Origin of the sequence: Nostoc sp. UHCC 0251 (assembly GCF_034932245.1) — a bacterium.
In the GTDB taxonomy this organism is placed as follows: domain Bacteria; phylum Cyanobacteriota; class Cyanobacteriia; order Cyanobacteriales; family Nostocaceae; genus Nostoc.
The window spans coordinates 1-14,572 of record NZ_JAYGHD010000034.1; the positions used below are offsets into that span (position 1 = coordinate 1).

7 protein-coding genes are annotated in these 14,572 nt (G+C 41.8%); 1 reads left to right on the forward strand and 6 read right to left on the reverse strand.

All coding sequences use genetic code 11. From position 1 onward, the window contains the following. Positions 1-132 precede the first annotated feature (132 nt). From VB740_RS06855 to VB740_RS06880, 6 genes are all read right to left on the reverse strand, one after another. Positions 133-642, reverse strand: a complete 510-nt coding sequence (locus tag VB740_RS06855; protein WP_323199294.1) for a DUF3598 family protein — start codon at positions 640-642, stop codon at positions 133-135. A gap of 71 nt (positions 643-713) precedes the next feature. Continuing rightward, positions 714-7,919, reverse strand: a complete 7,206-nt coding sequence (locus VB740_RS06860) for an aminotransferase class III-fold pyridoxal phosphate-dependent enzyme (protein WP_323199295.1) — start codon at positions 7,917-7,919, stop codon at positions 714-716. Positions 7,920-7,973: 54 nt separating this feature from the next. Then, positions 7,974-9,431 (reverse strand): acyl-CoA-binding protein, encoded by a 1,458-nt coding sequence (locus VB740_RS06865; protein ID WP_323199296.1) that lies wholly within the window; start codon positions 9,429-9,431, stop codon positions 7,974-7,976. A gap of 13 nt (positions 9,432-9,444) precedes the next feature. After that, positions 9,445-11,181: a fatty acyl-AMP ligase gene (locus tag VB740_RS06870; RefSeq protein ID WP_323199297.1), complete on the reverse strand. Its 1,737-nt coding sequence runs from the start codon at positions 11,179-11,181 to the stop codon at positions 9,445-9,447. Positions 11,182-11,203: 22 nt separating this feature from the next. After that, the gene (locus VB740_RS06875) at positions 11,204-12,061 is read right to left on the reverse strand and encodes a hypothetical protein (RefSeq protein ID WP_323199298.1); all 858 of its coding nucleotides are present in this window, start codon (positions 12,059-12,061) and stop codon (positions 11,204-11,206) included. 152 nt (positions 12,062-12,213) lie between these two features. Next, on the reverse strand, positions 12,214-12,537 hold the full coding sequence (locus tag VB740_RS06880) for a hypothetical protein (RefSeq protein ID WP_323199299.1): 324 nt from the start codon (positions 12,535-12,537) through the stop codon (positions 12,214-12,216). Positions 12,538-13,725: 1,188 nt separating this feature from the next. Here VB740_RS06880 and VB740_RS06885 point away from each other — a divergent pair. After that, positions 13,726-14,520, forward strand: coding sequence for a 2OG-Fe(II) oxygenase (locus tag VB740_RS06885; RefSeq protein WP_323199300.1), 795 nt, complete (start codon positions 13,726-13,728; stop codon positions 14,518-14,520). Positions 14,521-14,572: the final 52 nt, after the last annotated feature.

Below are 14,572 nucleotides of genomic sequence, written 5' to 3' on the forward strand. Positions count from 1 at the left end.
CTTGGTAATGTCTGTGTTTTTCTCGCCTCAATTACTACTAGCTAGGCAGTTACAAAAATTCTATGTATTTACTTATCTTTACATAGTTTGGTTTTTTCACCTCGTTCTACTTAGAGCGCAATCTGCTATAACTCAAGAATTCCGCAAAACTTTGTTTTCAACAACAATGATGAATCCAGATAATTTTCCATCTGGTGGTTTAAATTTTTGTAACGTCCTGATTCTTTGAGTATCACTAATTAAGTTGATAGTTTCTAGTGCTAATGCAAAACCTCCTATCTTATCTGATACCTTAATGATGATAATATTATCAGCAGATTCCTCTACCATCATCTGAAAATTGCAATAAGGATAATTGGGACTTTCAAAAAGTACCTTACCTGCTCCCACAGCCTTACCAAAAAAACTTATGTTAACAATTTTACCATCAGGATATTTATTCTGATTAGTTTGTACCCATTGATTATTAACAATATTTTGATTTAAAAGTGATGTGAATCTCTCAATTTCATTACCATCTTCATCTAGGCGAATCCAGTTCCCTTCCCAAGTGCCTACAAATCTTGGCAAAACTTTAAAATTTTCTAATTGGATTTGAAGATTTGGATTAAAATCAGGCAAACTCGTCATTGATTTATTCATGATTTTAGAAAAACTTTACTTTGTCAGCAAATATAATTTTAAATTTAAAGTATTCATAAATATTCTTGGTATTATATAGCATTTCTCTTAAAGTTCTTTAACTTTTGCATACTAGCCGCTGCTAATTTTTGTTCTTCTCCAATCTGTTTTTGTCCATCTGCTTGAGTCAGTTTTTCGGCGATCGCATCTAGGCTGATATCGGGCTGTTTGATGACAGTGCGGAAAATGGTTTCCAATTGCTGCATCCAGTGCCGAATTGTAGAGGCACTATAAATATCTGTGTTGTAATTACACTTCAATGATAGTTTCCCGTCGATCTCAACCATATTCCAAGTTAGTTCCCGCCGAGCAATGCCAAGATAATTTGTCAAGCCTTCAACTTTCAGTCCCCAAAATTTTAGTTCAACGCCAAATTTATCCATACCAACTAATGTTGTAATCAGAGGTGGTCGGCTGGGATCGCGCTTAATATTCAGTTCTTTGAGCAATTGGCTCATCGGATAATTTTGATGATCATAGCCATGCAAAAATACCTTTTTAATGGTATTTAGATAGTCACTAAAGCTTTGGTTTTTAACTACAAAGCACAATGGCAATACATTAGCACAATAACCAACTAGGTCTTTATCTCCTACACAAGATTGTCCAGCAGTAGGAACACCAATTACGATATCATCTTGACCAGATAAGTGATGTAATAACAAATTTAAGACAGCAATTAAGGTCATAAAGAAGGTACATCCATGCTGATTGCTGAAGCTTTTTAACTCACGTAAACATTCAGCGTCAACGAGCATCGTTTGTTCAACCCCAGCATAAGTTTGTATTGGGGGACGCGGGTAATCTGTTGGCAACTCTAAGACGGGAATTGAATCAGCAAATTGTCCTAACCAGTAAGATTTATCTGCTAGCATTTTCTCAGTTTGACTTTGCTGTTCTTGCCAGTTTATGTATTGCCGGAATTGCATTGGTTCTTCCAGTTTATCTGGAATATTCTGACATTCTGCTGAATATATCGCGCCCAAGTCCTTGAAGATGACATCAATTGACCAGCCATCAATAATAATGTGATGAACCGTCAGCACCAATAGATGCAATTGTGACTCTAGCTTGAGGATATGGACGCGCAACAGAGGACCAACACTGAGGTCGAAAGGTTTGCGTCCCTCTTTTTGTAGCCACTTAGCGACTTGAACCTTGCAGGTACTACTATCCCAATTTGAGAAATCAATTGTCGGAATATCGATTTTCATAGAGGGTAATATCTGCTGACAATTACTTTGAGTGCTGATAATAGTTCGTAAAGCCTCATGGCGATTGACAACTTTTTGCACCGCCTGATACATTGCCTCTAAGTCAAGCGACCCCTGTAATTGCAGACTTACAGATTCGTTGTAGGCAATTGAACCTTCTTCACTCATCTGCGCCAACACCCAAAGTTGTTTTTGAGCCTCAGTCAGGGGGATTTTTTGTGCTGCTTCAGCCACAATTACGGACTGTTGGGGTAGAGATGCAAACATTTGTGAGGCAGCAGCAGGAATAGTCACTACTTCTCTAAATCCGCCCTCCTCTAATAGGGTTTGCCATTGGGAAGCATCAAGCAATGGGTAAGATGGTCGCAAATTGGAATCGCCAAATTTCCACCACCCCTGAGTTAATCCAAATATTAAATCCAGCCAACGCTGGCGAGTTGTCCCTTCCATCAACACTAGCAGTCCCCCTGGAACCAATAACTGCAACACCTGCTTCAGGGAATTATGCAAATCTGCGGTTGCGTGCAACACATTAGCTGCCACAATGATATCGTATTGATGAGAACCAAAACCTTGAGCTTCAAGCTCTTGTTCGATGTCTAATATTTCAAAACTTACAAATGGATAATCGCCAAATTTCTGCCTAGCTTTGGCAAGGAATAAGGGCGACAAATCGGTAAATAGATATTTTGTTTGTCGATCGGGCAGATGAGGCAGGATATGGGCTGTTGTTCCCCCAGTCCCAGCACCAATTTCGAGAATTCCTACGTTACTACCCTTGGGCAAATTTTCCAGTGCGATCGCAATTGTTTTTTGTACCAGAGCGTTCATGATTCGTGCTACGGGTGAATCCTGATACAGCTTGGTTAAACTTGTTGAGTCGCCGTTGGGGAATAATAACTCTAACGGGTGACGTTTTCCTTGTAACACCTGTGCTAGTTCTTGTCCGCAACGCTGTATCAAAGACAACTCTGTTTCTAAGATTGGGTACTTACTTAAAATTTCCCTGACCTGAAAATGTTGAATTTCCGGGACTCGCATTACTTCCCAGAGATCATTAACTGGACGCAGTATTCCTTCTTCTGCCAATATCTCTAGCAGACGACCTAGTAAGCGTTGGTGTTGGTTAACCACACCTAATTGTTGAGCGATCGCTACCAATGTAAACTCCTTGCCTGGGTGAAACTCCCAACCCATTTCCTGGAAGGCTTTGAGGATATAGGTCAGGCTCAAAGCTTCTAGTTTAATTAATCCTTTTTGATAAGCTTCTAAGTCTTCCTGGACAATTAATTGTTGGAATTGGGGTGTGAGGCGATCGCTAATTTCTCTTGGGCTTGGCAAGTGAAGTGGTACTTTCTTTGATGACGTGACAGATAGTTCATTTGCTGGCGACTTACTCCCACCTTTGGGAAAAAAACCTCCTTGTCGCAGTTCCTTGATACTATCCTTGACTGCCTGAATGATCTCATCGATATCTGCATTGGTATGTGCAGTTGAGAGAAAGCAGTTACGCCCTTCCCAAATGTAAATGCCTTTTTCTAGTAGATGATAAAACAGCAAGTCTATATTTTCTGAGGAAGCGAAGCGAAATAGGGAGCCAAAATGGACTAACTCTATCGGTACATTCTCCGCTTGAAAGTAAGCATTCAAGGTTGCCGCTAACTCAGAGGTATTATGGTTTAATTGCTGTTGCAGGGCAAAACCTTCTTGCTGGAGATGTTGCAGTACCGCCCGTGCTGCCGCCATTCCCAGATGATTTTTGTTAAAGGTTCCAGCGAAAAAAGTCTTTTGTGCTTGAGGATAGGAGGCATCACCGTAGTTCCATATCCCGCCGTCAATGCCATTCATGTAATCCCTCTTACCAGCTACGACTCCCATCGGTAGTCCACCGCCGATAATTTTGCCATAGATTACCAGATCCGCTTCAATGCCACTGTAAGCCTGAAAGCCTCCTGGATGGATGCGGAAACCTGTAATTACTTCATCGAAAATTAGGGCAATTCCCTCGGCTTGTGTCAATTGCCTCAACTGCTGTAAAAACCCTTGGGGTTGTAAATGAGGATGGCGACTCTGCACTGGTTCAACCAATACAGCCGCCAATTCGCCAGCATGAGTCCGCAAAATATCCAGGGATTGGGGATTGCCGTAATCCAGTACCAGCACATCGGCAACTGCATAACGTGAGATACCTACAGTCATTGGTACAGTATTCGTCTCACCTGGGACTGCCCTAGCTAACACTCCATCGAAATGACCATGATAAGAACCAGTAAATAGAGCAATCTTATTTTGGCCAGTCGTTGTCCGTGCCAACCGCAGCGCCGTCATCACCGCTTCTGTACCTGTGTTACAGAAAGTGACTCGCTCCATATTAGTTAGTTCACAGATTAACCTAGCTACCTCTGTTGCCAGATTGGACTGAGGCCCTAGTTGTATTCCTTGGTGAATCTGTTCTGTCAAGGCTTGAGTTACAAATGGTGCATCATGACCAAACAGCAACACCCCAAATCCCATTGAGATGTCGATATACTCGTTACCATCAATATCCCAAAATTTTGCACCTTTTGCTCGTTCTCCAATAATAGGATAGACCATTTCCTTGATGGAAGGGCGAAATCCAGCCACAGCCCTACTATCAGCCAGAAGAGAACGGCTGATTTCGGCTCGTTGCTTAGATTGTTGCGTCCGTTTGGTATAGCGGGCGATCAGCGCTTGTAAATGGCGCTGTTGTTGTGGGTTAAGCTCCCTAATTTGAGTTTCTGAAACTAGCTGCTGATTTGGTTTGCCATTCTGGTAAGAATTAACAGTAGGTGCAGTTGCTTGCTGTGGGGATAAAGAATCTCCATTTGAGGATGATGATACCTGCGCTTGATTACTTCCCTTACCCTGTAATAGTTCTAGCTGCTGAGACATTAGCTGAGACATCACTTGAAGTTGCTGTGACATAATTCGCTCTAATGCTGACTCAGACAAAGTTTCTGGTGAATTGGGGATTACTGTATTTGCAATTTGTGGTGACTGCGTAGGCTGAGACTTTGATTCAGGGGACGGTACATTCTGAGCAATGTAAGTTGCTAACGCCTCAATGGTTCTATATTCTTCAAATAACTGGCTAATAGATATTTTAATGTTATATGTGTTTTCAATTGCTGCGATCGCATCAATGAGAATCAGCGAATCAGCCCCCATTTCCAAAAAAGGTGTATAAATATCTACTTTATCAGGAGCTAATTGCAGCAATTTACTGATAATAGAACCCAATGTTACTAAAATCTGCTGTGGTGGTTTGGTGTCAGAAATTGCATCTGTCTGGAACTGGGATACCTTGGCATCTAATTTCTGTTCATCCATGACTTGAGTTGTATCTTGAATCCAGTAACGTTGACGTTGGAAGGGATAGGTAGGAAGCGATCGCTTATTTCTGGAATAATCTCGATCGAATCCCCTCCAGTTAATATCTACCCCTTGCACGTACAGAGCAGATAAGCTCGAAAGCAACACTTGCCAATCCTCTTGTCCTGGGGCTAGGGAAGGGAGCCAAATTGCATGACTTTGCTGGCATTTTTGGCCCATTTTGGAGAGGATCGGCTTGGAACCGATTTCTAAAAATAAGTTATAGCCTTGAGCAAATAAACTATTTATCCCCGCCATGAATTTTACTGGTTCTCTGGTATGCCGTCGCCAATAATTGGCATCAGGGATATATTCAGAGGGCAGCATTTCGCCTGTTAGGTTAGAAATTAGGGGTAGGCGTGGAGTTTGAAACTTTACTTGGCTGGCCTCGGTTTCAAAGGTATCCAGCATTGGGGCGATGAGTGGGGAATGAAAGGCGTGAGAAACTCGCAATTGTTGAGTTTTGATTCCTTGGGCTGACCAGGCGGCAACTAGTGCCCTGACTGGCGATCGCTGACCGGAAATGACAATACTCTCAAGTCCATTAATCGCGGCAATGGCAACTTCTGAGGAGTATGGTTGAATTGCCGCTTGTACCTGATTTTCAGAGGCAAATACAGCGACCATTTCACCAGTTTGGGGCAATGACTGCATCAAACTAGCTCTTTTTGCCACTAGCTTTAGACCTTCTTCTAGGCTAAATACCCCCGCCACACAAGCTGCGACATACTCACCCAAACTATGACCAATTACGACGTGGGGGATAACACCCCAAGACTGCCATAATTCGGCGATCGCATATTCTAGGGCAAACAAAGCGGGTTGGGTGTACGCAGTTTCGTCTAAAAGCGAACTTTCAGCGTCGGTTGCATAGAGGAGTTCCAGCAACGGCTTGTCCAAATAGGGACGGAGAATTCGATCGCAACGTTCGAGGGTTTTGCGGAAGCTGGGCTGGGTTTCGTAAAGTTGACGACCCATGCCTACGTATTGTGATCCCTGTCCGGTGAATAAAAAGGCTATTTTTAAGGACTGGCGGCTGGCAACCTTACCCGCTAATATTCCAGTCATTGCCTTATTCTCAGTTAAATTACTGAGGCGATCGCCTAACTGTTTGCTTGATTGCGCGACAATTGCCAATCGATGGGCAAAATGCGATCGCCCCGTGTTGGCACTAAAGCAGACATCTGCCAAAGATACATTAGCATCAGCCGCCAAAAAATCAGCATAACGTTGCGCCAATTCCTGCAAAGCCGCCTCATTCTTAGCCGATAGAGTCAGAAGATGCAGCGATCGCTCAACTTGAAAAATCCCTCCTGCTCCCCTGCTCCCCTGCTCCCCTGCTCCCCTGCTCCCTCCAGGCGCTGCTTCTAAAATCAGATGAGAATTAGTACCACCAAAGCTAAACCCACTCACACCAGCCAAAAGGCGATCGCTAGGCCAAGGTTGACATTCCCCAGGAATAAAAAACGGTGTTCCATCTAAACCCAGACGCGGATTTAACTCTTGCAAGTGGAGGTGGGGTGGAATTTCCTTATGTTGTAGCGATAACACCACCTTAATTAAACCTGCTACCCCGGCTGCTGGTTCTAAATGACCAATATTTGTTTTCACCGAGCCAATTCCACAGCGTTGTTCAGGGGAACGTCCCGACATCAATACTGCTTTTAACGCTCTAATCTCAATTGGATCTCCCAGAGGAGTACCAGTTCCGTGGGCTTCTATATAGCTAATCTCTGCGGGTGCGACACCAGCATTTTTTAAGGCTTGGCGAATCACTGCCTGTTGAGCCAAACCATTCGGTGCTGTAATCCCGTTACTGAGTCCATCATGATTAACTGCCGAACCTTTAATTACTGCTAAGATGCGGTCTTGATCCTGAATGGCATCACTGAGGCGCTTGAGAATCGTAATACCGCACCCCTCACCCCGGACGTATCCATTGGCACTAGCATCAAAGGTTTTACATCGACCATCAGGAGCCATCATCCGGGCTTGGGAGAAGGTAATTGTCATGTCTGGCGATAGCATCAGGCTGACACCGCCAGTAATTGCTAAGTTAGACTCCCCACTCCGCAAACTTTGACAAGCAGAGTGAATTGCTACCAAGGATGAAGAACAAGCTGTTTCGATAGCCATACTTGGCCCATGCAAATCCAGCAGATAAGATAAGCGATTGGCGGCGATGCTCAGAGTCAGACCAGTGCCATTATGAATATTGATGTTGGCTAGATCGCGACATAAAAATCTGCCGTAGTCGTAGTTGCCAATGCCAATAAAAACACCAGTTTGGCTACCCGCGAGACTTTCTGGTGCGATCGCGGAATCTTCTAAAGCCTCCCAAGCTACTTCCAAAACCAGTCTGTGCTGGGGGTCTATGCGTTCGGCTTCACGGGGAGAAATCCCAAAAAAATTGGGGTCGAATCGATCTACCCGATCTAAGAAACCGCCCCAACGAGTGTTCATTTTCCCTGGAGTCGCCGGATCGGGATCGTAAAAAGCCTCAACATCCCATCGGTCTTTTGGCACTTGAGCGATCGCATCGATGCCATTATGCAAAAGCTTCCAGAATGATTCGGGATTATTAGCTTGAGGAAAACGGCAACCGATGCCTATAATCGCTATGGGTTCCACTTTTGACCTTTTTTGTGTATATCACAACATCATTTTTTCGATATTTACAGAAGTTTATGCCAAAACTTGCATTGCCTCTGCTATGTGCTGGGCTAAAGCCTTAATAGTCGGGTATTCATATACTAGAGTCGGATCGAGTTTATATCCCACGGCAGCTTCTAGATCGCCAATTAGAACAGTTCCTTCTGCTGAGGATAAACCATAACGTTGGAAGGGAATTTTTATTTCTATTTCATCTGGTTGCATATCCAACAGTTCAGACAGATAAGAAATTAACCAATTTTCAATATCTGCTGCTTTTAATACTCCCTTGTTTGCTGTACTAGTATTGCTTCTACTGCTGGCATCTTTGGTATTTTTTCGTGGCAAACTCCTTACTAATTGGCTATACCGCTTCATTGCTTCTGTAGTACTCATGCCTTGATATCGATTCCACGCTTGCCATTGAATATATTTACGCGGATGCAAAATTGGATTTGGTTCTTCTTCTTGACAATCTCCTTCTAAAACCTGTTTTTCTAAACCGTAAATTTCTAGCTGTAGTTTATCTTCTGGAATATTTACATGACCAAACCGCACAAAATTAGACATGAGTTGAAATTCTACTTCCGTCTCATCTAAATCATGCTCATTTCTAACTACGTTATGTCTGTAATCATCACGTCCAGAAACCAAAATACAAAAATGCCTTTTGATGTTGTGTGCATTTTCATCAATAAAATCCCCTTGCCAGCGATAGGGGTAAACCTGGGTACTTGGACGCACATAACGGCCAATAATCGCCAATCGACGGCGATTTGAGTGATTGGGTAAGGAACAGTGCATTGTACTTTCAGTAAAGACGATCGCTTGACCTGCCTTGACTGGCACTGATTCTACTTCCCATTCATTTTCATCAAATTCATAAGATAAGGAGTATTGTTGCTCTTTTTGCCAAACTGTTTTATGGGCACTAATCCCAGCAAAAACACCTTCAGATGCCGGAACACTCCCTTTTAATATTTTAAATATTCGCTGATGCGATCCATTGGCAAAACGCATACAACCATTTTCCAGGTCGGCATCTTCCAAGGCTACCCATACTGTTAAATTTAAAGGATCTTCATCTTGAGAATAAACTAAAGTTTTTTTCGTAAAATCGATGTCACTTGATGTATAAAATTCTTTCGCTTGATGCCATTTAATTTCACCTTGCCCAGGCATTTTACAAAAGACATTGGTATACCAAAGTAATAAGTTTTCTCCAGCGATTTGGTTTAAGTTTTGAATTAGTCGCGGATGTTTAAATAGTTCTGCTATTGGTTGGTAAAATAGATAATGGTCGCGGGGCGTTTCTAAGTTAAGAACATTATTATAAAATGTAATAATTTCCTGTCCGTCTGCTTCTTTGATAATCCGGCTATTAGTTTCTAAACATTCCTTGACTGCGGCAATTTCTGCTGGTGTAAAGATATCGACTGGGCCAACCCATCCTTTTTCTTGGAAATGTTTAACTCGATCTTGATTTAACATATTATCTCTATCTTTAGATGGTTGTTGTTAATTTTGGAGATTTTTCTGATGTTAATAAATTCAGTGTGTTATTCAAAAATTTTTGACGGCAAGCCTGACGCTGAATCTTACCACTAGAAGTTTTAGGAATGGTTCCCGTTTTTACTAATAAAACAGTATGAGTTCGGATCTCATGTTCTGCTGCCACTGCTTGACGAATGTTACCGATGACCTCATTAACATTTAGCCGTCGCAGATAACTCCTTTCTACTTCTTGAACTACAACTAACTGTTCCTCACCTTTAAATTCCACTGCAAAAGCTGCCCCACAACTGGGTCGCAATGCCGGATGACTATTCTCAATGGTTAATTCAATATCTTGGGGATAATGGTTGCGTCCTTGAATAACGATTATATCTTTCAGGCGCCCTGTAACGAATAACTCGCCATCCTTGATAAATCCTAAGTCGCCTGTACGGAGAAACATTCTAGAATCACTATCTTTGAGGGTTGCTTGAAAGGTTTTTTGTGTCTCTTGGGGGTTTTTCCAGTAGCCTTGAGCAATAGTAGAACCTGATACCCAAATTTCTCCGACTTGTGAATCTTGGCATGGAGTAAAGGATTCAGGATGAACGATCGCAATTTGTGTATCAATCTCGCTACGTCCACATCCCACCAATGTTTGCACATTTTGTTGATTTAATCTCGCCTCTACCACCCGATTTTCTGCTAGTGCATCTGCATCAACTTGCAAGAATACAGGCGGATCTTGTTGACGCACCGCCGCGACTTTTAGGGTGGCTTCCGCCAAACCATAACCGGGACAGAAGGCTGTTAAATCAAATCCACAGGGTTTAAAGGTTTCGGCGAACCGTTGTAAGACATCTGCCCTCACAGGTTCAGCACCATTTAAAGCCATTTGCCAGCTACTCAAATCCAAGGTAGCCTTTTGTGCTGCGGTGATTTTCCGCACGCATAGATCGTAGGCAAAATTCGGTGCGCCGCTATGACTAGCTTTGTAAGTCGAAATCGCCTGTAGCCATCGTATGGGTTTATGTAGAAAGGACACAGGAGGCATCATGTAGCAAGAACAACCTTTATATAAGGGTTCGATGACTCCATAAATTAGCCCCATATCGTGAAAGGTGGGTAGCCAAGTGACAATAATACTGTCTACTGTGTGGTTCCATCCCAGATCGAGGTCGGTACAGTTGGATAGTAGATTGCCGTGGCTGACCATCACTCCCTTGGGAGTGCCTGTAGAGCCGGAAGTGTACTGGAGAAGGGCAAGGGTATGACTATTGACAATAGGTTTCTGCCATGCATCTGCTAAATCTGCATCAATGTCATCGGTGGCAAGCCAACGCAACTGGGCTAACTCTGGGTATTCTACCAACCAATGCTGACTATTGGCTAAGACAGATGTGGTTGTGAGGGCAAAGGTTGCTTCTGCATCTTTAGCCATCGCCAACAGCCTAGAAATTGACTGATTTGCACGGAGGGGATAGGCAGGAATAGCTACAACTCCAGCCAACAGACATCCGAAAAAAGCGGCAATGAATTCTAAACCCGGTGGATATAGTAGTAAGGCTTGTTGACCTATGGCATTAAAACTCTGAAGTTTGGCAGCGATCGCCTGTGCTAATCGCTCCAATTCTTGATAACTTAGAGTATGCGCTGCAATTTCTCCATCCTGAAGAAAAGTGTAATTTTTATCAGGCTGCGATCGCGCTCTTTCACTCAATGCATCTACTAAGGTAGAAAATTTCATGCCGTTATTGCCCTCTCATCCCCTAACTCCAATAGAAAAGTTTTTCACGCTCCTTGGAGAAGGCAAGAAATCCGCCCACGGTAATCCGACGGCGAGAACCTTCAACCGCAGAAACACGATGCAAAATTCTCCCCGCATCAAAGACCACTAGAGAACCAGCTTCTGGACTAAGGAACATTTGGTCATAATCTTCCATAACTGAGGCAATCAGTTGACCGTTCACTAAACCATTTTTCCTTGTTCCCCCATGTTCCTTATCGGGCCATTCTGTCTCTGACCACTCTAAATCATAGAGAATCAACTCTCCCCCAGCATTAGCAGCACTCAGTACTACAAAATAGCTGAGATGATCGTTGGGTTCGACTATGGTTTCTAAGTGGCGATACCCTGGTGTGCAATGCAGAAACTGGTTTTCAAAGTGCCAGCCCATCTCTTGGCCTGTTTTTAAAACTCGGATTGTCGTTGGAGTATAGGCGTAGCCGTCGGGGGTAACGGGAAGTTGAACGGGGCGACCACCAGACATTGCACCGAGAACTTCTGTTAGCCGCGTCTCGAAATCGGCTCCTCCACTGAAGAGTTCGCGGCAATATTTCCGAAAATCAACTGCTTCTTCACAATATTTAGTAATATCAGCATCGCATACATATAATGCTGGGCCGTAAATCAGAACATCCCCGAAATCCGAACCAGGAAATGGGCCTTTGCGCGTTAGCCGACTGACGACTCTAGAGATATCTTCTTGAGAGAGAAAATTCTTGACGATCAAACCGTGAACCTGGCGATCGCAAATATCTATAATTCCTTCTGGATAGTTACCAATTTCACTAACATCCAGTTCAACAAAATTATATAAGGACTTGGCTACAGGTGACTTAATCATGATTTCGCCAAAAACAAATTTTTACAAACTCTGCTAATTATTCTTTTTGCTCAAACTTGTAATAGATACATCTCAGATTATCCTGTTTTTTGAAAACCTGAGATGTATCAAAGTTTCAAATCAGAGATTGAAAAAGATTTCGCACTAAGATTTTAGCTGGCACTAATCGCACTTGCAAAATGACAAGAGCTACTGCAATAGGTATCTGCCATACTAGCTATCATAGGGTTCATATCATACTGGACTTTCAGAGAGTCGATATACGTATTCACATCTGCTTCTGAAACATCAAAGCCCTTAGATTTAGCTAATTTAGAAAGCTCTTGGGCTACTTTTGCCATTTTTTCTTCTGGAGATCCTTGAAGATCACCTAAAGCTTTCTGCAATTGTGCACCTACTCCTGATGAGTCGCTAGCTGGATTGTTATTTTCTGTCGTAATATTTTTCACGAAGTCAGTAAATTGTGCTAATGACATATTGTTTCTCCTTCTAATATTGTCCTCTGTTTTTAAGAAACACATTTCATAACCCCATTCTCTAAGAATTTGAGGATTTCTATTTCAGTGTGTTTCTTTCATAATTATTGCGGCAGCGAAAAACTTACCTGTTAGAGGTTCTTAAGAAACACACAAATTTTATCAACCTTATTCAGTCAGGATCTGAGGTTTTAAATTTCAATGTATTTCTTCCATTTTTTGTTAGCGCATAGGGGCGCTAGTCAAAGGCTCATATCTGGTGCCATTGTCTGATTGCAAGCTTTGAAATTGCATTGTTTCGTGGTAGTTATTACTGGTTGTCGCTTAAATCCTGAATTTATAAGCTGTAGACATTGCTCAGTTTCAGCTTGTCGAAAATAGCGCCAGATTTGGTCTCTGTCAAAATTGGGAGAAATTTTCCAGAGAAATCTGCTTACCAGAAATTGAGATATTTGGGATTTTGTAAATAAAGGGTAAAGCAGATCAGCCTTTGGTATAAAACCTTTTGTACTTAGTAGCTATTCGCTTTCCGTCAGATAATTACTTAAATTTATTTCGTAGTCAGGCTTTCAGCTTTGAGTTGGGAATTTCAAAAGCGGTAAAGTCTTTACCACGTAACTATGTCATCCTATAACGGGAAGGGAATAAGTGCAATGTCCGATACAAAACTTAATTAGACTGACCATCTAGTTACTATATATTAGCCCATTATTGAGAGGTTAGTATGATTGCACGTTTGTCTATATAACTACATACACCATGCAGAATAAGTAGTATAATCTTTTTAGCGTTTTCACGTATAAACACTGTACGTTTTCAATGTCAAAACTAAATAACTTTAGCTTTTAAGCTCTATTTTTCGTGAAAGCTGTTATTGGGAACGACTGCTTTAAACGGGTTTCTCGGCTTGTTTACCCTTAGCCTTTGCGTTTGCATAATGTCTCCGTTAGGAGAAGGGTAGCAAGCAAAATTTCAAAAACAAGCTTAATAAAAAAAGATTTACATCAAGATATGCTAGTCTTTGACTAAGTTGTATAAATCCTAAATTATTGCTTGAAAATTTATGGATACCATCACCATGTCCAGTTGTAACTGAATATTAAATTACCGTTCCCGCCAGCTTGATTTTGTGGTATTGCTTAAAAGCAAAGTAATAAACCAAATTTAGGAGTTTTGGAAAATTCTGCGATGACATACGTTAAAAATGATTTATGGCTCACTGTTACAGCTGATTTATTAGCTAATTATCCAGATGCAGTTAATCGGATATACAAAGGTGAAATTGATGGAATGCTGATTAAGCAGGTCTTCACCAAAGAAGAAATGTTCAAGGCTAAACATCAACTGGAAAACACTAAAAGTCGGAAAAGTGTGGGTTATGGCGAATCATTTGGTGTTGTTTTACCTGACAAAGAAAATGAACCAACTAAATATTTTCAAAATGTAAATGTATATAGAAACAATCTGAGAAATATTTTTGAAGGCGCTTATGAACAAAGAATTGAAGAATTAGTAAGAAAGGTTTCAGGAGGGAGAGCAGTAGAGATAGCTTCAGAAAATAAGCAAACTTATGCCCCTGCTCAGATTAGATTTGTCGAGCCAAATAAAGGTGGGATTGTTATTCATAAGGGTAGTCAATTTCTCCAGCATCCGTCCTTTGTTCATTTAACAAAAATTGCTAGGTTACAAGAACATCTGAGTTATTTTCTGATCGTAGATAAGCCAGAAGAAGGTGGAGAATTAATAATTTACGATTTACCGCCAGAAGAAGCGAAAAAGGATTTTGATACTTTAGTTAAAGATTCAGCTTTTGAAAAATGCGACAAAAAATATGTCAGCCCAGACATTGGTGATATGGTTCTTTTCCACGGTGGTACAATATGGCATAAGGTAGCGGAGTCCAGGGGAAGCAAAAATCGCATTAGTATAGGTGGATTCGTTGCTATATCAACAGACGATCAAAAAATATTCTATTGGAGTTAATCAAATTATAGCCAAGAATCATTGCAGAATTTAGGAACCGCTTAAAGGATGT